We start from the raw sequence: 22,198 nt of genomic DNA, 5'->3' as shown, positions 1-22,198 counted from the left end.
ACTAGAGTTCATTTTCTAGTTTGATAAATAATACGTTATTGCCTCTTACGATAACTCTTCCATAATTTGCAATCGTTTTACCATCATGAAGCTCTTCAGCATCAGTCATAATCAAATTCATGTATGAATCAACATTGTCCATTTTCCCTTTGTACTCTACTTCGTTTTTCAGTCTCACTGTAACTTTCTTCTTTGTACTTTTTTGAAGAGTTGTTAGAGGTCTTTTTGCACTATTTGATTGGGACACTAATTGTTCACTTGTTTTGAAACTTTTTTCTCTTGAATAAAAGCCTTACCTCCTTTGATAAAATTGAAATTCCTTAAATTTTTTCTTCTTTTTCTAATAATTATACAAATGATCTCTACTGGTTTAGAAAAATTAGATGAATTCTTGTCTGGGGGAATTCCTGATGGCGTGATTGTTGATATTTTTGGTGGGAATGGGACTGGAAAAACTCAACTTCTTTTACAATTATGTATAAATTCAATTAAAAATGGTGGAAGTGTTTTGTATTTGGATACTACAGGTGGATTTAGACCAGAAAGAATTTTAGAAATTCAGAAACAGTTTGGAATAGAATTTGATTGTCTTGAAAAAATTACTGTATCTAGGATTAGAAATACTTCAGAACAAATAAAATCAATTAACAATTTTGGAAAAAACCATTTCTCTTTAATCGTCATTGATAATATTACTGATTTATTTTCTTATGAATACAAAAATGATGAATCAATATTTGAAAAAAATTCATTATTTATGAAATATTTGAATCAGTTATCAAAATTTGCAATTACTAACAAAATTCCAATTATAATTACTAATATGATTAGAATCCTTGATGATAAAGAAGTAGAAAATATGAAAAGTGCAGTTGATCCTTTTACACACATCAAAATTCATTTAACTAAAAACTCCTCAAAATTTCAAGGCCAAATTTATTGGGCATTTGATAAACAATCTTTTTCTTATACAATCAATAAAATGGGTTTATCACACAATTCTGAAGATATTTAATGGTCAATCATAATATTTTATCAATGGCAGGAATTTTTGATTCAATTCCAATTATCACTGTTGTTCTATTTGCACTTGGATTGATAGGTGTTATTGTTTATGCGAGATCACAAAGAAACACAACAGACGAATCAGATTCTTGAATCTTTATTTAAAAAATTTGGATTTTCTAAACTAACTGAAATTCAGAAACAAGCTTCCCCATTTATTCTACAAAAAAAAGATTGTTTAGTAATAGCCCCAACTGGTTCAGGAAAAACAGAGTGTGCTGTAATTCCTATTTTTTCAATCATGAAAAAATCTAAAAAACAAGGAAAAATCAAAGCTCTTTACATAACTCCTCTACGTGCATTAAATCGTGATGTATTTCGAAGAATTACAAACTATGCCAAACAAAATGAATTGTCTATTGCAATCCGACATGGAGATACAACTCAAAAAAATAGGAAAAAAATCAATGAAAATCCTCCAGATATTCTAATTACAACTCCTGAAACTCTAGTTATACTTTTGACACAAATCAAAATGCTCAATGCATTATCTGATTTGGAATGGATAATAATTGATGAAGTCCATGAATTACTTTCTAGCGAAAGAGGCTCTCAACTCTCATTAAGTATTGAAAGATTGGAATTCAATTCCAAATTCCCACTCACCAAAATAGGATTATCTGCTACAGTGGGAAATTTTGAGGAGGCAGGAAAATTTGTTGTTGGGACTAAAAGAAAATGTGAGATAATTAGAGATACATCAGTAAGAAAATATGATGTAGAAATAAAATTTGTACAAGGTACAATTTCTGATGTTGCAGAAAAAATTATTGATTATGTTATAGAATTGGAATTAGATTCCCCTGTATTGCTATTTACTAATACTAGAGGCGAAGCAGAATTTCTAGCCTCAATTTTAAAAGATAAATCATCAATTCCTATTGAATTACATCATGGTTCACTCTCAAAAGAAGTTAGAGAAGAAACTGAATCATCTTTACGTGACGGAAGAAGAGGTATTGTTGTATGCACCTCCTCATTAGAATTAGGACTAGATATTGGATCTATTGAATTGGTGATTCATTATGGTTCGCCTAGACAAGTATCAAAATTCGTACAAAGAATTGGAAGAAGTAGACATAATCGTGACGCATCAGCTAAGGGATTAATTATAACAAATAATCCTGATGATGAATTTGAAGCACAAGCAATACTTGATCGTATTCAGGAAGGCTCAATTGAAGAACAAAAAATTCATGATGGTTCCCTGGACGTTTTGGCTCATCATTTAGTTGGATTTGCAATGCAAAGTGGTGAAATTTCAGTTGAACAAGCTTTTGATTTGGTTACTAAAGCATATCCGTTTAGGAATTTACAAATCAAAGATCTTGTAGATGTACTAGATTTACTAGATTCCAATTATCTGATATTTTTTGATCGAACAAAAATGACTTTTTGGAAGAAGGGCCGTTCTTTCAAATATTATTTTGAGAACCTTTCAACAATTCCAGATATTTTAAAATTCAAAGTATTTGATAGTGTAGGTAAAAAAATTATTGGTTCACTTGATCAAAGATTTGTAGGGGATTTTGGAGATTCTGGTAATATTTTTGTGCTAAAAGGCTCACAATGGAGAATATTAAATGTGGATGAAAAATCTTTTACTGTAAATGTTGAGCCATTTAGAGGAGGTGGAATAACTGTTCCATACTGGGAGGGTGAAAGTATTCCAATTGATTATAAAACTGCAAGAAAAGTAGGAAACTTTCGTAGTAGAGTTAAGACTGGATCATTAATTTTAAACAATAAACTAATTGAAAAATTAAATTTTGATATAATTCCTGATGAAACAAATATTGTTGTTGAATCAAATAGATCTCAAGGTTCAATTGTTATTCATTCATGTTTTGGAACTAAAATTAATTCTACAATATCCACATTACTTTCTTCATTTATTTCATCATTATTGGGTTCGATAGTTGATTCACGCTCAGATGGTTATAGAATTGTTTTATCTTCTAGATCGCGTATCTCAGAAAAACTTTTCATTGAAGTAATTAAAGATGACTATGATCTACATTCAATCATTAGTGCATCACTAACAGGAACCCATAATGTAAATTGGAGAACATGGTGTGTTGCTAAAAAATTTGGTATTGTCGGACGTGGAGCAATTTATGAAAGAAAATCTGCCAGGTTTTTGTATGAACGATATTCTAAAACTGCACTTGTACGTGAAGCACTTCGTGAGTTATTTCATGACAAATATGATCTTAAAAATTCTGAAAATATTTTAAAAAAAATCCGTAAAGATCAAATCCATATTAAATGGTTAGAAGTTGACACTTTTTCAAAATTAGCAGAACCTATCTTAGATCATACAGCAAAATATTATTCATCCCCTGCACATCTTGATAAAGGAATTCTTGATCTTGTCAAAGCTCGACTTCAAAAAACAAAGCATCGTCTAATTTGTGCGAGATGTGGTAAATGGGAACGATTAGTTGAAACGCACGAAGTTAAAAATATCTTAATCTGTCCTTATTGTAAGGGAAGACAAATCACTGCTACTTATCATTCTGATTATGATCTCCCAAAAATTATCAGAAAGAAACATGAAGGAAAAAGGCTATCAACCGATGAAAAACACAAGTTTGATCGTGCCTGGAAAGTCTCATCTTTGGTGGAAAATTTTGGTAAAATAGCCATTACTGTAATATCTGGATATGGTGTTGGTGCTGACACAGCTGCACGAATTTTACGAAATATGGTTGATGAAGAACATCTCTTCAAACAAATCTATGAAGCAGAAAGACAATATGTTGTAACAAGAGGGTTTTGGGATTCTTAATTTTTCTTAGTAATTTTGGAAAATGCAGAAATAAACAATTCAATTCTACCTTCTAATCCTGCTTTTGCATTTAATCCAGTTATTGAAACAATTTCACCTAATTCACATTTATCAATAAGTCTTGCTTGATTTCTCCATCCTTTTACCCAAATTTGACCTGTATCATCTTCTACAAACATTTCTGAAAGTGATATTGATTCACCAGATTTTGTTTGAACTTCACGTCTTTCAGGAACTTTTAAAATAATTGCTTCAATACAATAACTTCCATCTACTTTGACATCATTAATTTTTGTTCTAATCTGAGATAATGATGGAATAGAATCATCATTATCTAGTTTTCTTACAAAAGAATTATCATCCAGTGTAATTGAATTCCCATATATTTTTGATGGCATACACTCGATTACATCACCTTCTACACAAATACTAGTTGAATTTGAAAAATCACTAATGTTGTATAAGTTCTTTTTGTTATCTACTGCTAAAATCATATTATTTCCTTTCTCTGTTGGTGTTATAGAAAGAACTCTTGCAATAACTGGTTCTGCTTCTTTTCCTCCTTCAATTTCAATAATTGTTGCATCATTTCCATGAATTTCTAATCCCTGATTTCCTGATTTGACTCTAACTCCTAGTAATCTTACTTTTGCAGATTGTGATATCATGTTAGGAATAGATGATTCATCTTTGCCCCAAAGCACTACTCTGATACCATTTCCGTCTTTATCTTTAAGTCTCATTCTAAGTGCTTTTCCAGGCATGCCTCGAGAGTTAGTAAATTCCATTCCGCTAATTACACCATCAATCATTCCTGAAATTACAAGATCTTTTTGACCTTCTTGTAATCCGCTAATGTCTTTTGTAATAGTATCGATAGTTGGAATTTCACTTTGACTATCTGTAGTTTCAATATTTGAACCAGAACCAATGTTTATTGTTGGTGAGCCATCAAGATCTGATTTTACGTAGGCTTTAATGATTTTAATTAAATCTCCTGGTTTTAGATTTTCTAGACCTGGTAAATTTGCTTTTTCATCCCATAATTTCACACTAGCAGTAGAATTTTCATCGTAAACTGTCATTGTTCTAAGATAAAATGGAGAACCATCTTTTCTTGAAAATTGTTTTGCCGGTGAAAGATTCAAAACTCTTGTTTCTAAAGAAATTTCTTTTGCTCCTGCATAAAGATCTTTTAAACCCATTTCAACTTTTAATGGCTCAGATAAAGTAACTCCATAATCAGAAGCAATCAAAAATATTGCCCCTTGATCTGTTAGATACCCAGCACCAATTTTTTCTTTTTTAATTTTAATTTGTTCTTCTATGTCTTCTTTTGTCAGTTCAGGTTTCTGCTCAAGTAATTTATTCATCAAATTTTCTATCTCTGACAATTCATTTTCTGTAAACTTGATGTATTAATAAAAATTTCATTAGTTTCTAATTTTTTTAGATGAGAAGAATGATCGCTTTTAACTTCTTTTTTTAATGATGAAATTCTAAAAAACTTCTTTTAATCAAATTTCTTCATGATTATTCTTAGATAATTTAATTTTCTTAAGAATGCACCTGATTTACCTCATTAAGTAAATTAATAGGAAGATCGCAATTTTGTTATGTCCTGCATTGATGTTAGTCATCTGTCTAAATCGTATGGTTCAATTTATGCTGTAAATGATCTTAAATTATCGGTAAAAGCAGGACAAGTCTTTGGATTTTTAGGTCCTAACGGTGCTGGAAAATCTACTACAATCAAACTTCTTACCACTCTAATCCCTCCTTCAAGTGGAACCCTGTCAATTTTAGGCATTGACGCTGTTGCCCATCCCCTTAAAATTCGTCATAAAATAGGAGTTGTTTTACAACAACCAAGCTATGAACCTACATTATCAGTTGAAAAATCTCTTGATAAATATGGAATGATGTGGAATGTTCCAAAAACTGAATGCAAAAAAAGAATGGAACAACTATTGAAAGACTTTGATCTTCTTGAAATTCGTAAAAAAAGAAATGAGGATCTTTCTATAGGTCAAAGAAGAAGAGTACAGGTTGCACGAGAATTTATGCACGATATGGAATTATTATTTTTAGATGAACCTACTGTTGGATTAGATCCTAGCGCAAGAAGAAAATTGTTAGATTATTTAAAAAATAAAGTTAAAACAGGGTTAACAATTTTTTATACTACTCATATTTTATCTGAGGCAGAATATCTTTGCGATCAAATAGCTATTATTGATAAAGGTAAAATCGTAACCGTCGATTCTCCTGATTCCTTAAAAAATAGATTTGGAAAAGAAAAAACTATTAAAATTCATTTGTTAGAAAAACAATCAGACATCCCTTCTCTTTTATCTAGGATCTCAGATTGTAAAATTGATTTTGAAACTGGAACCAACATAGTTATTCGTTCAGAACAATCAGAATTAGTTCTACTACAAGTTTTGAAAATACTTAATGAAAATAAAATTGAGATAGAAGATCTATCAGCAGTTCCAACAAATCTTGAAGAGATATTTTTAAACATGGTGAGAGAAAATGCATCCAATTATTAGATTAGTAAATAGAAATCTAACAATTTCTCTCAATCCTGGATTTTTAATTTGGCAGGTTATTTTTCCTTTAATCTATATTTTTGTAGCAGGATTTGCTTATGCACCATTAATTAGTGCAGTCCCATTTGGAAATAAAGATCTTGACTATCCTGCATTCTTAGCTTCAGGAATGATTGGGTTTAATATTATGAACAGTACACTAATTTCTGGTATCATTATTTGGAATGATAGAAAGCATGGAATGTTTGAACAAATTATGTCAGGTCCATTTACTAGAAGTCATTATATTCTTAGCAATATTTGCACAATTGGAATTATTGGATTAGTTAGTGCATCATTAATAGCAGTAGTTGGATATCCTGTATTTTTTGAATCCGTAGAATTTTCTCTTGTTACAATCCCAATAATCGTTTTTGGTGCGATAACAGGCTCAGTACTTTTTGGTTCACTGGCCTCAATTATTTCTACTAGATTACGATCAAGTGAAGGATTTAATGTAATAATTAATACTGTTTTTCTTTTCTTTGCCTTTGTTAGTACAGCATTTTATCCTGCAGGTGGTGCACCTGAACCATTACGAACAGCATTTTATCTAAATCCATTAACATACCTTGTTGATGTAATAAGGGCAGGAATATTTGGAACTGTTACTGAATTTGTTATAATTGAAATGATAGTTCTTGTTGTGATTGCTTCAATATTATTTGTAATTGCATCTAGACTTTTAACTAAATTAGATTTTTAGAATTTAAAATCATTTTTTAAATTGTTTATACATTTCATTTATTTTTTTAATTATATCCAGATTCTCATAGTCTATTAAATTTAGATTGGGGATTACACAGTGACCACCAATAATCCCAGGATACATTTTAGGTCTATTACCCAAATTTTCATGAATTTCATCTGCAAATTTCCACATCTCATCAAAATCAACGTCTTCTTTTTCACAAATCATTTTTGTTATTTGTGCATAATTGATCAACCATCCATAATAGGTAGTATCCACCAATATCTTTGCTAATTCTGCAGTTTTTGTTGTAGACATCCAATCAATTTTTTCAAATCTATTTACTAGATCATTTTTAATTTTAGGATCTATTTTTTTTCATCTGAAGAAATAAATTTTGTATATTTTTTAATATCTTCTAAAAATCTTCTATGTACTCCACGAACTGGTGAATATAAAACTAAGACTTTGGATTTATCTTGAATCATTTTTGTAGTTCCAGGTTTCACAGTTGAATGTACTAGGACAACTTTAATTCCATCAATCTTATTAATCCAATTCACTGTTACATCCACAAATTCTGGTATTTCTCCTGGCAAGCAAATATGAAGATATTCAGGATTTTCAATCTCTTTACTCTCTGAATAATTCCTACATTTTGAAATATCTACATCAATTCCTATACTATCAAAATTTTTTTCTTCTAGAAGATGAAATAGTGTTTCCCCTACTTCACCCATTCCCAAAATAATGTCAGTCATTATGCCTAATTCCAAAAAAACTATCTGTGATATATTCTTGTTACGAAATCATATTATACAAAAAAAGTAGCCCGGCCCAGACTCGAACTGGGGTCAAAGGCTTCAAAGGCCTCTATGCTTGACCGCTACACTACCGGGCTGCTAAATCGAGCACTCTCATTCCCTTAATGAACTTTTTAGCTGAATTTGAGTCTTAAATTAACTAAAATTATTGATTGATAATTTCGATTAGTTTTTCAATGGGATCTTCCATTTGCCCAATTATTTTTCTTGCTCTTTTTTGATTTTTACTGTTTGATGATTCAAAAATATTATTAATATATCTTGAAATTTTAATTGGATTTGTCTCTCTTTTAATCAAATATTTTTTCACCAAAAAATCTTCAATTATGTTTGGAACTGCATTATATGATATCGTTGGAATTCCCATTAATGCTGATTCAGCTGTCATGGTTCCTCCTGAACCAATAAAAATATCTGTATTACTCAGCAAGTGTTTTCCATCAAATGTCATTTTTACAACTTTGGCCTTTTTACCAATTATATTTTGAATACTTTCAATTTGTTTTGTATATCTGCCCAAAATTACGATATTTTCATTGTCATACTCATTTACAATTCGTTTGATAATTGGAATTATTTTACTTGATTTTGAAGCATATGATGCTTCCTCTTCTTCTATTCTAATCAAAATATTTTTCCTATTGTTTTTCTTAAATGGAGATACCTTTTTTTGATTAATTTTTCTTTTAATTGTAACAAATGCGTCTATAGCATTGTATGAAATAATATCTTTTTTATCAATCCCGTATTTTGAAAATTCATTTTTTGGTATTACATTAGGAATCAATAATTTTTGAATTAATGGTAATGTTAATCGCATTACAGCAGAAGCATGTGGTGAATCACAAAATGCCATGTGTTTAATTCCCAATCCAAATGAAATTCTTGCAGCTTCTGGAGAACAAAAACTGATTGCCATTTCTGGCGAAAATTTCTCAATTATTTTGAAAAGTTTCTCCATTCTGATAATGCTGGCTTGAAGCTTACTCTTTTTATCCCCCCCTCCATGTTTTCCAACAAAAATAAGGTCAAAATCACGTATTTTTGCTAATTTTGAAACTTCATTATAGTCTCTAGATGTACACAAAATTTTATGTTTTTTTCCTAATTTCTCAATTATTGGTTCAGAAAACAATAATTGTTTAGGAGTTAGAATATCTATCCATATTTTCAAGTTATTTTCATAATTCTAGTTAGTTCAATAAGTTTTTCTTAGTCCATTATCAGTGTAAATGTATGGGGGGAGCAAAAGTTGTCGTTTATGGTCTCAGTACAGAAGGTTATGCAATTGCATCACAAATGGCAATCAAAGGTGCAGATGTTTACATAATAGATGAATCTACTCCATCAGCAATTTCTCTAAAAGCAGAAATAGCTAAAACATATCCTAATGTATCTTCCCTTAAAGAAGATGAACCTCTTTTAGCCATGGAGCCAATTGATGTGGCCATTTCTAAAGCTCAATATCTTTTCTTTACACCAAGAATTAGAAAAACAGGACAAGATATCAAAACTGAAATCCATTCAAAATTTAAGGATGCAGTTACTTCACTAAAGAAAAACAGCTCTGTTGTTTTTACACTTCCAACAGGATTTGGTGGTAATAATGAGAATATTTCATTACTTGAACATGTAACCGGTCTTGAGGCCGGAAAACACATTTCTTACTTTTATTATCCGTTAGAGGATCTAAACCAACAACCAAAAATCATTGGCTCATTTAATGGAAAGGAAGATCCTGTGCTTCATGATTTACTTACTCTAGGCAAAAAAGAGAAAAAATTTGTAGCTATTTCATCATCAGAACATTTTCATGCCATCAACATCCTATCTAGATTTTCTAGTTTGTGTAGTGTTTTGGAAGTTTGCAAATATGCTCAAGATGATATAACTAAAAATGATCTTTCTTCAGATGATTTTCAGGAGATATTCCTTGATAATATGGTCAGCGGTCTTTTTGATCTGAAATCCTTGGGTTCTTCATTTGAAGGTGCAAATTCCCTCATGTACCTAATTAATGGAAGTGTAAAGGGCATTGATGGCTATATCAAACGATTAATTGATGAAATTCGATCTACGTTAAAGAAAAATGATCTCAAAGCAAGTAGAACAAAAATTGCATTGTCATGGACTCTTGATCAACATGCTATGCGTGGTGATAAAATCGAAATGCTTCAAAATTTGACATCTAGATTGCGTGATTATATTGGTGATGTTGAAGCCTATGAAGATCCGAATTTTGATTTATTTCATAGTGATAAAACCACAATTGTTGTAGCTTGTTCAAAAAATGATTTTGATATTATTGAAAAAACCAAACAAGGCTCTGAATTAATAATCGTGAAAGCTAACCCCTTATGCGAAACAATTCAATAATAGTATAAATTAGCTAACAAATTATTTTCTTTGATTTGTCAAGTGAAAATAATTCTGATGAAATACCAATAAATATAATATCTGAAAAACAAACATATTCTGAAAATTCACCAGAAGAATCAAGTAACAAAACTGTTGAAGAACTAACAAAATTACTTGATGAAGAAAAAGCAAAAGTGTCTGAATATGAAGACAAATTAAAACGCATATTGGCAGACTTTGAAAATCAAAACAAAAAAACACAATCTGATATAGAAAAAGGTGTTAATACAAAAGTAGATGAATTCATACTGGATTTTCTAAAAATATATGATGATTTTATTCGTGCAAAGGAAGTCTTGTCTGGCAATAAAATAAATTCAGATGGATTAGATTCTATTTTAAAAAATATGGATTCATTATTAAAAAAATATCATGTAATTCCTATTGAATCTCTAGGAGAAATCTTTAATCCAAATCTCCATGAAGCAATTTCTATTATTACTGATCCTGACTTGGATGATAACACAATCACAAAGGAGATCAGGAAAGGATATATTTCTCATGAGAGAGTTATAAGACCGACACTAGTAGAAATTTCAAAAAAAGGATGATAAAAAATGGCAAAAATAATTGGTATTGATTTAGGAACAAGTAATTCTGCTGCTGCAGTAATAATGGGTGGAAAGCCAACCATTATTCCAGCTGCTGAAGGATCCACTGTTGGAGGTAAAGCATTCCCATCAGTTGTAGCATTTTCTAAAGATGGGGAACGCCTAGTAGGTGAGCCTGCAAGAAGACAAGCAGTTACAAATCCTGATAGTACTATTGTTGCTGCCAAAAGAAAAATGGGAACAGATTACACTTTTAAAATTTTAGATAAAGAATACAAACCTCAACAAATTTCATCATTCATTCTTCAAAAAATCAAAAAAGATGCTGAGGCTTTTATTGGTGAACCAGTAGAAAAAGCAGTAATTACAGTACCTGCCTATTTTGATGATAATCAACGTCAAGCAACTAAAGACGCAGGAACAATCGCTGGTCTTGATGTAGTCAGAATTATTAACGAACCAACTGCAGCATCTCTCGCATTTGGATTAGATAAAGCAAAAGAAGACATGAAAATTCTCGTTTTTGATTTTGGTGGTGGTACATTAGATGTGACTATTATGGAAATGGGTGGAGGTGTATTCGAAGTTATGAGTACATCAGGTGATACTCAGTTAGGTGGAACGGATATGGATAAAGTTCTCATTGATTTTATTGTTGATGAATTCAAAAAGAAAGAAGGTGTGGATCTATCACAAGATACAACTGCAATGACCAGAATAAGAGAAGCTTCTGAAAAAGCAAAAATTGAGTTATCGACAGTTATGGAAACTGATATCAATTTACCATTTATTGCACATGATCCTTCATCAGGTGCAAAAAATCTTGAATTCCGATTAACAAGAGCTAAATTGGATGAGTTAATTGGCCCAATCGTTGAACGATGTAAGCCTTCTATATTGAAAGCACTAGAAGATGCAAAACTTTCCAATTCTGATATAAATAAAATTGTCATGGTTGGAGGACCAACAAGAATTCCATTAGTTAAAAAATTTGTAAGTAATATTATTGGAAAAGAAACTGAATCAGGAGTTGATCCAATGGAAGCTGTAGCAATGGGAGCAGCAATTCAGGCAGGAATTATTGCTGGAGATGTTACTAGCGATATAGTTCTACTTGATGTAACTCCACTAACATTAGGAATTGAAACTTTAGGTGGTGTAAGGGAACCACTGATTGAAAGAAATACAACTATTCCAACTTCTAAAAGTAAAGTCTTCACTACAGCAGCTGATAATCAAACAGCTGTTACTATTCATGTTGTTCAAGGTGAACGTCCAATGGCAACTGATAATGTTTCATTAGGAAGCTTTAATCTAACTGATTTACCTCCTGCTCCAAGAGGAATCCCTCAAATCGAAGTAAAATTCGATATTGATGCAAACGGAATTATCAATGTAACTGCTAAAGATCTTGGAACTCAAAAAGAAGCAAAAATTACCATTGAATCTACATCAAAATTATCAAAAGAAGAAATTGAAAAATTAAAAGAAGATGCAGAAAAATTCTCTGATGAAGATAAAAAGAAAAAAGAAAAAATTGATCTTAGAAATGAGGCAGAAAGTTACATTTACACTACAGAAAAATTAGTCAATCATGATTTAAAAGATAAAATCTCTCAAGAACAAGGAATTAAAATTACTGATGCTGTAAAAGAAGTGAAAGAAGTCTTAGATAAAGAACCAAATGAACTAAAACCTAAACTTGAAGCATTACAAACTTTGGTCAACGAAGTAACTACAGAACTATACAAAAATGCTTCACCTCCACCAGGTGCTGAAGGACAACAAAGTGCAGGTGCTGAAGGACAACAAAGTGCAGGTGCTGAAGGACAACAAAGTGCAGGTGCTGAAGGACAACAAAGTGCAGGTGCTGAAGGACAACAAAGTGCAGGTGCTGAAGGACAACAAAGTGCAGGTGCTGAAGGACAACAAAGTGCTGAAAATCAACCTAACGAATCATCTTCAAACGATGAAACCAAAACTAACTAATTTTAAAATTCAATCATTTATACGGTAATAATTGTACAGGTATGATTCATGGCAGCAAAACGTGATTATTATGAGGTTTTAGGAGTTTCAAAAACATCTTCTACAGATGAAATAAAAAAACAATATCGAAAACTAGCTTTAAAATTTCATCCTGATCGTAACAAATCTTCTGACGCCAGCGAGCATTTTAAAGAAATTTCTGAAGCATATGCAGTGCTTTCCGACCCTGAAAAGAAACAACTCTATGATCAGCATGGTCATGAAGGTGTAGATGGAAGATATTCTAGTGAAGATATTTTTCAAGGGGCTCGTGGAGATTTCAGTGACATATTTGGTCGTGGTGGAGGCGGATTTGATTCTATTTTTGAATCAATATTTGGTCGTGGTGGAGGCGGATTTGGTTTTAATCAGCAAAGAGGATCTGATATTCTATATGAAACTTCAGTAACATTAGAGGATGTTTTACATGGAAAAAAAATGGAAATTGATTTAGAAAAACAAGTCCAATGTGATAATTGTAACGGGAGTGGATGTAAACCTGGAACTAATAAGAAAACATGTTCTACATGTAATGGTCAAGGACAAGTAAGACAAACTCGAAACATGGGTTTTGCATCTTTTGTAACTGCAGCACCATGTTCTACATGTAATGGTCAAGGTTCAATTATTGAGACTCCATGCAACGAATGTAATGGTCAAGGGAAGAAAAAAGGTAATAAAAAAATAACTTTTGAAATCCCACCTGGAATTGATTCAGGAGATTATACAGTTCCTAATGAAGGAAATGAGGTTCCAGAAGGATCAAATGGTGATTTAATAGTAAGAGTTAGAGTTCAACCTCATTTAAAATTCAAAAGAGATGGAAAAGATATTTTTTATGATCAGGATGTTTCAATGATTGATGCTACATTAGGATGTGATATTATTGTTCCAACTTTACATGGAAATGAAAAAATTAAAGTAGATTCTGGTAGTCAACCAAATACTATAATCAAACTAAAGGGAAAAGGAGTCACACACATTAATTCTAGAGGTAAGGGAGATCAATATGTTAGAATTGTTGTAAATATTCCAAAAAAACTTAGTAAGCATCAAAAAAAGCTTCTAGAGGAATTTAAAAAAGATAGTGACTAGATTAATGAAAATTGCTTTGGATGTTGATGGCGTACTTGCTGATGTAATAGTACCTTGGTTAAATTTTAGTAATAAAATTAGGCCTAAAATCTCAAAAAATGATATCACAGATTGGGATTTTTGGAAGAAATATCAAATCAATCAATATGATTTCTACACAGAATTAAGTTCATGCTGGAAAAATTGGAATTCAATACCTCCAACTCAAGAGAGTCTATCTTCCGTAACAAAAAATCTTTTGAAACTAGGTCAGGTAGATATTGTAACTGCAAGAGAACGTTCGACAGATTCTTTTGTAAAAAATTGGTTAAATCATCATAAAATATTTTTTGATAATTATGTGTCTGTAATAGATGGCCCTATGAAAGCTGATTTAGATTATGATATTTTTATTGATGATTCACCATTAAATACAAAAAAATTTCTTAAAAATAACAAAACAGTAATTCTGTACTCACAACCTTGGAATCAACATATTTCTGATAATAATGTACATAGAATTTCAATTCTTGAAGAAGCTATAGAAAAAATTAAAACTGTTTAGTCTTTTACAAGTTTTCTAATATTTACTTGATGCCCATTTCTAACATGAGAAGAATGAGTTGTATTCAATAACTCCTTAACTTTTTCATCATTGTAGAATTTTACATTATATTGCCCTAAAACTTTTTTACAATTTGAACAATACACTTCATTAAATTCCATTTTTTCACTTGATTGATTTGAATACTTTATTCATAGTATAATAAAGAAACTTATTCTAGATTTCAAAAATTCACATTGCGGGAGTCACCCAGCCTGGTCAACGGTGTAAGGTTCAGATCCTTATCTTCTAGGAGTTCGTGGGTTCAAATCCCACTTCCCGCATTTCATCAAATATTATCTAATTTTTTCTTAATATTTTTTAAAAGAAGATTGTTAACTATTTCACCAGAAACTTTTCCTCTTAATTCCTTCATAACTATACCCATCAAAGGCCCTACTGAACGTTCCTTTTGATTTTTTACAATTTCTTGATTTTTTTCAATTATTTCCAAGATAATTTCTTCCACTTTCACTTCATCAATAGCCTCAATTGATGCATTTTTCAAAGCTTCATCAATAGACTGAGACTTACCAGACATGATATTTTCATAGATTATCTCAATTGATTCTTTTGCAATTTTCCCTTCTTCTAATAACTGAAATGATTTTACAATGTTTTTTTCTGTTAATAGTTCAGAATCAAGACCGTTTCTCTCTAAATTAGTAATCGTTGAACATAAAATTGATGCTACAAAAGTGGGATTGACTTTAATTTTTTCAACAATTTTTTCAAATAATTCAATATATCGTGAATCAAAAATCTGCTCAGACAGCTGAGGATTCAATTCATATTTTTTTTGTAATTCTAAAAGTGATTCATCCCATGATTTTGGAATATTTTTACTAGCATTTTCTAATTCTTCATTTGAAACTGAGATCGGTGGAATGTCTGTCTCAGGATACATTCTTGATGCACCTGGACGGGGTCTTAAGAAAACAGTTTCACCAGTTTGTGTGGCCAATCTAGTTTCTGCAGGAACACCTTTCTTTGCCACTTCTAATCTGTTAATAATTGAATTAATTGCAAAATCTATTTTTGAAGAAGGAGCAGCAATTATCAAAAATGCATCATTTTGATTTACTTTTAAAATATTTTTAACAATCGTGATATCTTCATCTTCTATTCCATAGTTTGGCAATTCATCTGAATGAAAAACACCACCAATACCATAAAACTTTACTAATTGTCCTATTTCTTTTCCTAATCTTATTCCTTCAAATGGGGAATAACCAAACATTCCCAAAAAATTTTCAATTTTTATTGCTTTGATAATTGAATTATCTTTTAATGCTTTTTGAATTATTTTAGATTTACAATTTTTCCAATTTTCAGTGATATCAAAAATATTTTCTTTTTTTGAAATTCCTTTAAACTCAGAATTTCTCAACTTCTCAGCAATTTTTACTAATCCAAATTGCCTTTTAGCCTCAAATTCTACTACTTTTTCCAATTGATCCAATTGCTGAACTCCTTTTACTTCTACTACTGCCCCTCCATCTCTAACTGAAACATTGACATCTTGTCTAATTGATCCGATTCCTCTGGTTACTTTTTTAGTACTTCGTAGTAGCCTACCTAAAGACAATGCAATTTTCTTAATTTTTTTAGAATCTCCTTCTACAGGATCTAATGCAATCTCTAAAAGAGGAACGCCAAGTCTATCTAAACTATATTCTCTAATGTTACCTTTATCACCAAGAAGTTTTGCTGCATCTTCTTCAAGGCAAATAGCTTGCACTCCTACTTTATCACCCTCAACTTCAATATGACCTCCTTGTGAAATCAACATAGTTCGCTGAAAACCTGTTGTGTTTGAGCCATCAATTACTGTTTTTCTCATTGGATAAATTTCATTAAAAATTTTTGAATTCAGTGATTTTGCAATTACAAGTGCAAGATCTTTTGCATCATTATCTAAGTTATGTGGTGGTTCTTCATCTTGTTCAACTAAACAACTGCTTTCTTTATTTGCATAGTAGACTATTGTTTTAGATTTTGACTTTTCAAATAATGCAGCTGGATCATATTCTCCCAATTCACTTTTAACTGCACGCAATTTTCTTTGAAATTTAATTGAGTATTCTTCTGATTCAATTGGTCTACAATTGCAAAATAATTTCTTATTTGTTGCTAGTTGTTGATGAATTTCTAGTCCTACTTTTAATCCAACTTCACTAATTGAGAATTCTGACACATTTTTCACTCTCTCAATTTGATATTTCTGAAGCAATATTTTGAAGCATAATTTTTTTCACCTCTTCCATATTTTGTATATTCCCTATTGCCCACATTGTCTTAACTAATGCTACTTCAGGAATCATATTTTCTAATGGAATTATTCCTAAATTAAGCAAATCACGACCACTTTCATATACTGTCATTCTAACTCTTCCGTCAATACATTGAGAAGTCATGCCTAGAAAAATTCCTTTTTCATTAGCTTTTTTTACACTTTTGTACATTGTTTTCCCAATATGTCCTAGTCCTGTGCCTTCAAAAATTATTCCTTTATATCCCATCTCAATAATTTTTTCTAACAAATCTGGATTAAATCCAGGATGATATTTTACTAATGCAACATTAGTATCTAGCTTAATTTTTGGAAGAAACTCTTTTGTTTTAAAAAAATCTTCTTTAATATTTTTTGAATTTGATCTTCTGCAATTATGAATGCAGGATCATCCCCAATTGTTTCAAACGCACCTCTTTTACTAGTATGATTTTTTCTCACCCTGGTTCCAATATGGCATGCAATTGTTTCATCATTTTCATCTAGATGCATTGCAATGTAGACTCCTTTAGTATTACTTGTAGTGATAAATTTTACTGCACCAATCAAATTTAATGCCGCATCAGATGAAGCACGATCTGAAGATCTTTGAGAACCTACAAGTACAATTGGAATTGAAAATCCTGCTAATGCAAATGAAAGAAATGATGATGTATAATGCATAGTATCTGTACCATGTGCAATAATTATTCCAACATAATCTGATTTTGAATATTGGTTTATTTTCTCAGCAATTTGTAACCATTGTTTAGGTTGAATGTTTTCAGAATACTCTGAAAATATTACTTCTGCATCAATATTAGCAATTTTAGCAAGCTCTGGTACAGATGCATTAAGTTCTTTAGCTGTTAATACAGGAGTTACTGATCCTGTTCTATAATCGACCTTACTAGCTATTGTTCCTCCAGTTGATAAAAGTAAAATTTTTGGTAGCCCTTCACTTTTTTCTATACTTTCACTTTTTTCAATTATTTTTTCTATACTTTCACTTTTTTCAATTTTTTTTATTTCAGAAATTTCTAATCCTATATTATATCCGTTTTTTAATTTCAAAACAATATGTTTATCATCACTATGTTCATATCTTGGCATTATTATGCCTGAATACGTAATATCTGCAGTGATCTTAACAGAATCCCCCACTATAATTTTATTTGCCTTAAGAAAATCTAGTGAATTACCTTCATATCCTCTGTGTTCTGACATTTATGAGAATTAGATTTGTTATTTAATTAAAACTACCTGTAATAGGATGCAACTAGTTTTTCGCCTAACTTTAGATCTTTTTGTTCTCTGACTTTTTTGACTGCTTCTTCAAAGTGTTTCATTGTTACCTTAGCGTCAATTGTAGTTTTCTCAATATCTTTTGTATCTGGATGTGAATCCAAAAATTCATGGATAACTAAAGATACTGCAGTATTCGCAATGGATGCTGTATCTGCACCACTTAGACCATCAGTTAGATCAGCGATTTTCTCAATGTCAACATGCTGAGGATCACTTGAATCATCAATTATTGGAATTTTTGCTGCATTAATTTTCAATATACTCTTTCTGCTTTCTTTATCTGGAAGTGGAATTTGAATAATTTTATCAAATCTACCCGGTCTTAATAATGCAGGATCTATCATATCTGCTCTGTTTGTAGCAGCTAAAACAATAACTCCGTGCATGTTTTCCATTCCATCCAATTCTGTAAGTAATTGACTAACAACTCTTTCAGTAACTGCTGTTTCTCCACCTGCACCTCTAATTGGTGCAATAGAATCTATTTCATCAAAGAATACAACACATGGGGCAGATTGACGTGCTCTTTTGAAAATCTCTCTGATTCCTCTTTCTGATTCTCCTACCCATTTTGATAAAAGTTCGGGACCTCTAACAGAAACAAAATTTGCTTCACTTTGTGTGGCTACTGCTTTTGCAAGTAATGTTTTACCTGTTCCACTTGGTCCATGAAGCAAAATTCCTCTTGGCATGTTATGGCCTAATTTGTCATAAAGCCCAGGATATTTCATAGGCCATTCGACAGCCTCTTGTAGTTCACGTTTAACATCTTCTAATCCACCAACATCATCCCATTTTACATCGGGATTTTCTATGAAAACTTCTCTCATTCCAGATGGTGTAACTTCTATCAAAGCTTTGAGGAAATCATCATTATTTACGATTAATTTATCTAAAGTTTCTGGTGGGATTTTCTCTTCTTCTAAATTAAGAATAGGTAGTAATCTTCTCAAGCATTTCATTGCAGCCTCTTTACAGAGATATTCCAAGTCTGCTCCAACATAACCGTGACTAACTGCTGAAATTTTATCAATATTTACATCATCAGATAATGGCATGTTTCTACTATGAATTGCAAGGATGTCTTTTCTTCCTTTTTTGTCTGGAACTTTGATCTCAATTTCTCTATCAAATCTACCTGGTCTTCTAAGTGCAGGATCAATTGCATTTGGTCTGTTTGTTGCAGAAATAACAATTACTTTACCTCTAGCTTCTAGACCATCCATTAATGACAACATTTGAGAAACAACTCTTCTTTCAACTTCTCCAGTAACTTCTTCTCTTTTTGGTGCAATAGAATCTATTTCATCTACAAAGATAATTGATGGAGCTTTTTCTCTAGCCTCTTTGAAAATTTCCCTTAGTCTAGCTTCACTTTCACCGTAAAACTTACTCATTATTTCTGGACCCGAGATACTGATAAAATGTGCATTACTTTCATTGGCTACTGCTTTTGCAAGTAATGTCTTACCTGTTCCAGGAGGACCATACAACAAAACACCTTTTGGTGCTTCTATTCCCAACTTTTCAAAAATCTCTGGATGTCTTAAGGGAAGTTCAATCATCTCTCTGACTTTTTTAATCTCATCTGTTAAACCCCCAATGTCTTCATAGGTTACTTGTGGAACTCCACGTAATGTTTCTCCTTTTTCTGCAATATGAAAAACAGTTTTTTGAGTAACTAAAACAGCATCAGCTGCGGGAGTGACTCCAATAACTTGAAAAGTTAAACGACCACCAAAATATGGTACCATTACATTATCACCTTTAATCAAAGGAACACTTTCTAGAGCATCTGCAAGATATCTTTCATCAATTGGGGGAATTGCTTCTAATGGTGCAACTACTACTTTTTCTGCAGCAACTGCTTTTATTTTTCTAACAGAAATTGTATCTCCAATTGCAATTCCTGAATTATTCCTTCCAAGCCCATCGATTCTAATAATTCCCTTTCCTTCATCAGATGGATACAAAGGAAGACATTTTGCAACCGTTCTCCTTTTACCTTTAATTTCAATAACATCGCCTGTGGAGGCATTTAGGGTATCCATAGAATCATAATCTATTCTTGCTACTCCTCTCCCAACATCTCTAGTATATGCTTCAAGAACTTTGAGAGAAAGACCACTTTGGCTCATACAGAAATGCCCTCTGTCTAATTTTTATACCTTTGTGGTAATTTTCTTAACTTACAATAGCCATCACAAGCTTAAAATCCTCTTTCCGTAGGAAACGATCAACATGGGTAAGAGACCATTAGTTCGAAGACGTGGCCGTGGAGGAATGCAGTTTAGATCTACATCTACTGGAAAAGTAGGCTCCAAAGCAAATTACCCTCGATTTCCACTTGCAGAACAACATGAAGGGGAAATTATCGATTTGGTTCACGAACGTGGACGAGAAGCACCATTAGCCAAGATTAGATTTGAAGATGGATCCGTATCATACGTTCCAGCAATTTTGGGAGCTAAAGTAGGTGAAATTTTACAATTTGGATTAAAATCAAAGATTGAGAAGGGTAATGTAATTAGTGTACAAAATATCCCTGACGGTACAATTGTCTGTAATATTGAAAAGCATTTTGGTGATGGTGGTGCTATTGTAAAATCTGCAGGTACTGATGCAACTATTTTCTCTCATGGTGATGAGGGAGTTACTGTTAAACTACCATCTGGGAGATTTACTACTCTAAATCCAAAGAATAGGGCTATGATTGGTACTCTAGCTGGTGGTGGAGCAAGTGAACGACACTTTATGAGTGCAGGCAACAAGTGGCGTAGTTTTAAGGCTAAAGGAAAGAAATATCCAATTGTTAGAGGTGTTGCTCAAGCAGCTTACGTTCACCCACACGGTGGTGGTCGTCATCAACATGTTGGACAAAGCTCAACCGTTTCAAGAGATGCCCCTCCAGGTGCTAAAGTGGGAAGTATTGCTGCTAGAAAGACTGGTAGAGCTAGAATCAAAGAAAGGAAATAGTTTTTTTCTATAGCCTAAAATTGATTAATGACTCTTTGAAATCTATCTCTAATGTCAAAACAACGAATTAGAATTTTTGTAACTGGTAGAGTACAAGGAGTTTTTTTTCGTCAGACATTAAAAGCGAAAGCAAAACAAAACAATGTTTATGGTTGGGTCAAAAATTTGAAGGATGGTCGTGTTGAAGCCGTTTTAGAAGGTGATACAGAAAATGTTACAAGATTAGTTGAATGGGCTCATGGTGGACCTGCAAATGCAATTGTTGAAGATATAGAAATACGAAATGAAAAATTTAGTGGCGAATTTTCAAAGTTTGATGTTGCATACTAGTGAATTTTTTCAAAGGCTTCTTTAATTACATTGCCAAATTCTAAAATATTTTGTTCTTTACTGATCTGAATAATCTCAATGGGTTCTTTTCTACTTTTTTGAATTTTAATTATCACTCCTTCTCTTTGAGGCTCTACATCTGCAAACCATCTAAAAGTAATTGATTTACAAAAAACAACTCTGTGCATCCTAATGTCTTCAACTACATTATCTCCTAAAGATAAGCAAAAATCTCTGATAGAATTGAAAAGAGGTAATACTGAACTAGGAATCTGCTTCTTAAAGTCTTCATAATCTCTTTTATTTCCAAATGAGATTATTCCTTCCATGAACATACTGATTTTATTGAAATTATAAAGGTAGTAGATCTGCTGGTTCCAGTCTAGACGAATAGCCCCATTTCAAGGCATACAAGATCCGCCACGTTGACGAGGAAGCGTGGATGCTCCACCTTAGGATTGCTCCCTCCCGGACCTCATCCCTTTCGATGGTTCGGTCTTAGAAGTTATCCCTTCGGATATTTCTAGTCCTGCAACCACCCGCCTCGGCGTGATTTCATTTCCGCACACCAAGCGGGAATTACCCATCTAGAGATTTACCCAACAGTTGCTGATCTCTGCATATAGCCGGTTTCAGAACAGGGCACGGCTGGCACCCTAATCCTACCTACTA

18 protein-coding genes, 2 tRNA genes, 1 other RNA gene and 2 pseudogenes are annotated in these 22,198 nt (G+C 32.0%); 13 read left to right on the top strand and 10 right to left on the bottom strand.

Annotated features, from left to right (window positions below; genetic code table 11):
• Position 1: 1 nt before the first annotated feature.
• Entirely contained in the window at positions 2–247 is a 246-nt protein-coding gene (locus NADRNF5_RS10495) for a U6 snRNA-associated Sm-like protein LSm6 (protein WP_014964213.1), read from the bottom strand.
• Positions 248–355: 108 nt separating this feature from the next.
• On the opposite strand from NADRNF5_RS10495, the gene NADRNF5_RS10490 reads away from it, so the two are divergent.
• The 3 genes from NADRNF5_RS10490 to NADRNF5_RS10485 are packed head-to-tail and all read left to right on the top strand — an operon-like array spanning position 356 to position 3,856.
• Positions 356–1,015, top strand: a complete 660-nt coding sequence (locus tag NADRNF5_RS10490; RefSeq protein ID WP_048119632.1) for an ATPase domain-containing protein — start codon at positions 356–358, stop codon at positions 1,013–1,015.
• Positions 1,015–1,158: a hypothetical protein gene (locus tag NADRNF5_RS11185; RefSeq protein ID WP_160289411.1), complete on the top strand. Its 144-nt coding sequence runs from the start codon at positions 1,015–1,017 to the stop codon at positions 1,156–1,158. Before NADRNF5_RS10490 ends, NADRNF5_RS11185 begins: the two co-directional genes overlap by 1 nt.
• Complete coding sequence (locus tag NADRNF5_RS10485) at positions 1,115–3,856, top strand: DEAD/DEAH box helicase (RefSeq protein WP_048118521.1); 2,742 nt, start codon at positions 1,115–1,117, stop codon at positions 3,854–3,856. The genes NADRNF5_RS11185 and NADRNF5_RS10485 overlap by 44 nt, the downstream gene beginning before the upstream one ends.
• Here the strand turns inward: NADRNF5_RS10485 and NADRNF5_RS10480 are convergent.
• Positions 3,853–5,229 (bottom strand): single-stranded DNA-binding protein, encoded by a 1,377-nt coding sequence (locus NADRNF5_RS10480; protein WP_425339015.1) that lies wholly within the window; start codon positions 5,227–5,229, stop codon positions 3,853–3,855. The two genes, NADRNF5_RS10485 and NADRNF5_RS10480, sit on opposite strands and share 4 nt — an antisense overlap.
• Before the next feature lie 243 nt (positions 5,230–5,472).
• Here NADRNF5_RS10480 and NADRNF5_RS10475 point away from each other — a divergent pair, with 243 nt between their 5' ends.
• Positions 5,473–6,411: an ABC transporter ATP-binding protein gene (locus NADRNF5_RS10475; protein ID WP_048118514.1), complete on the top strand. Its 939-nt coding sequence runs from the start codon at positions 5,473–5,475 to the stop codon at positions 6,409–6,411.
• Entirely contained in the window at positions 6,395–7,156 is a 762-nt protein-coding gene (locus NADRNF5_RS10470; RefSeq protein WP_048118503.1) for an ABC transporter permease, read from the top strand. The genes NADRNF5_RS10475 and NADRNF5_RS10470 overlap by 17 nt, the downstream gene beginning before the upstream one ends.
• A 9-nt stretch (positions 7,157–7,165) precedes the next feature.
• On the opposite strand, the pseudogene NADRNF5_RS10465 reads toward NADRNF5_RS10470, so the two are convergent.
• The 3 genes and pseudogenes from NADRNF5_RS10465 to NADRNF5_RS10455 form a co-directional block, all read right to left on the bottom strand.
• A pseudogene (locus NADRNF5_RS10465) lies at positions 7,166–7,902 on the bottom strand (GDP-mannose dehydrogenase).
• A 67-nt stretch (positions 7,903–7,969) separates the two neighbouring features.
• Positions 7,970–8,042: transfer RNA gene (locus NADRNF5_RS10460), tRNA-Gln, on the bottom strand.
• A gap of 68 nt (positions 8,043–8,110) precedes the next feature.
• On the bottom strand, positions 8,111–9,139 hold the full coding sequence (locus NADRNF5_RS10455) for a DUF354 domain-containing protein (RefSeq protein ID WP_048118500.1): 1,029 nt from the start codon (positions 9,137–9,139) through the stop codon (positions 8,111–8,113).
• 62 nt (positions 9,140–9,201) lie between these two features.
• Between NADRNF5_RS10455 and NADRNF5_RS10450 the strand changes: the two genes are divergently transcribed.
• The 6 genes from NADRNF5_RS10450 (at position 9,202) to NADRNF5_RS10425 (ending at position 14,924) form a co-directional block, all read left to right on the top strand.
• A complete protein-coding gene (locus tag NADRNF5_RS10450; RefSeq protein WP_048118497.1) occupies positions 9,202–10,341 on the top strand; it encodes a hypothetical protein in 1,140 nt (379 codons plus the stop codon).
• Between the two features lie 35 nt (positions 10,342–10,376).
• Positions 10,377–10,934, top strand: coding sequence for a nucleotide exchange factor GrpE (locus NADRNF5_RS10445; RefSeq protein WP_048118494.1), 558 nt, complete (start codon positions 10,377–10,379; stop codon positions 10,932–10,934).
• Between the two features lie 6 nt (positions 10,935–10,940).
• Positions 10,941–12,923, top strand: coding sequence for a molecular chaperone DnaK (gene dnaK / locus NADRNF5_RS10440; protein WP_048118491.1), 1,983 nt, complete (start codon positions 10,941–10,943; stop codon positions 12,921–12,923).
• A 48-nt stretch (positions 12,924–12,971) separates the two neighbouring features.
• On the top strand, positions 12,972–14,057 hold the full coding sequence (gene dnaJ, locus NADRNF5_RS10435) for a molecular chaperone DnaJ (protein WP_048118488.1): 1,086 nt from the start codon (positions 12,972–12,974) through the stop codon (positions 14,055–14,057).
• Positions 14,058–14,061: 4 nt separating this feature from the next.
• Entirely contained in the window at positions 14,062–14,601 is a 540-nt protein-coding gene (locus tag NADRNF5_RS10430; RefSeq protein ID WP_048119629.1) for a 5' nucleotidase, NT5C type, read from the top strand.
• 238 nt (positions 14,602–14,839) lie between these two features.
• Positions 14,840–14,924: transfer RNA gene (locus tag NADRNF5_RS10425), tRNA-Leu, on the top strand.
• 5 nt (positions 14,925–14,929) lie between these two features.
• On the opposite strand, the gene gatE is transcribed toward NADRNF5_RS10425, so the two are convergent.
• From gatE to NADRNF5_RS10410, 3 genes and pseudogenes are all read right to left on the bottom strand, one after another.
• The gene (gatE, locus tag NADRNF5_RS10420; RefSeq protein WP_048119625.1) at positions 14,930–16,837 is read right to left on the bottom strand and encodes a Glu-tRNA(Gln) amidotransferase subunit GatE; all 1,908 of its coding nucleotides are present in this window, start codon (positions 16,835–16,837) and stop codon (positions 14,930–14,932) included.
• A 13-nt stretch (positions 16,838–16,850) separates the two neighbouring features.
• A pseudogene (gatD, locus tag NADRNF5_RS10415) lies at positions 16,851–18,139 on the bottom strand (Glu-tRNA(Gln) amidotransferase subunit GatD).
• A gap of 32 nt (positions 18,140–18,171) precedes the next feature.
• Positions 18,172–20,358, bottom strand: coding sequence for a CDC48 family AAA ATPase (locus tag NADRNF5_RS10410; RefSeq protein ID WP_048118487.1), 2,187 nt, complete (start codon positions 20,356–20,358; stop codon positions 18,172–18,174).
• A gap of 103 nt (positions 20,359–20,461) precedes the next feature.
• Between NADRNF5_RS10410 and NADRNF5_RS10405 the strand changes: the two genes are divergently transcribed.
• A complete protein-coding gene (locus NADRNF5_RS10405; protein WP_048118484.1) occupies positions 20,462–21,196 on the top strand; it encodes a 50S ribosomal protein L2 in 735 nt (244 codons plus the stop codon).
• Positions 21,197–21,247: 51 nt separating this feature from the next.
• Positions 21,248–21,526 (top strand): acylphosphatase, encoded by a 279-nt coding sequence (locus tag NADRNF5_RS10400; protein ID WP_048118480.1) that lies wholly within the window; start codon positions 21,248–21,250, stop codon positions 21,524–21,526.
• Here the strand turns inward: NADRNF5_RS10400 and NADRNF5_RS10395 are convergent.
• Together NADRNF5_RS10395 and ffs are read right to left on the bottom strand one after the other, a co-directional pair.
• Positions 21,523–21,855 carry a hypothetical protein gene (locus NADRNF5_RS10395; RefSeq protein WP_048119622.1) on the bottom strand — a complete coding sequence of 111 codons (333 nt, stop codon included), beginning with the start codon at positions 21,853–21,855 and terminating at the stop codon, positions 21,523–21,525. The genes NADRNF5_RS10400 and NADRNF5_RS10395 overlap by 4 nt on opposite strands.
• A gap of 31 nt (positions 21,856–21,886) precedes the next feature.
• Positions 21,887–22,198: signal recognition particle sRNA (gene ffs / locus NADRNF5_RS10985), an RNA gene on the bottom strand.

This window comes from Nitrosopumilus adriaticus (genome assembly GCF_000956175.1).
Lineage (GTDB): Archaea > Thermoproteota > Nitrososphaeria > Nitrososphaerales > Nitrosopumilaceae > Nitrosopumilus > Nitrosopumilus adriaticus.
The sequence above is the reverse complement of the archived record's forward strand: the minus strand, read 5'-3'. Positions and strand labels throughout refer to the sequence as shown.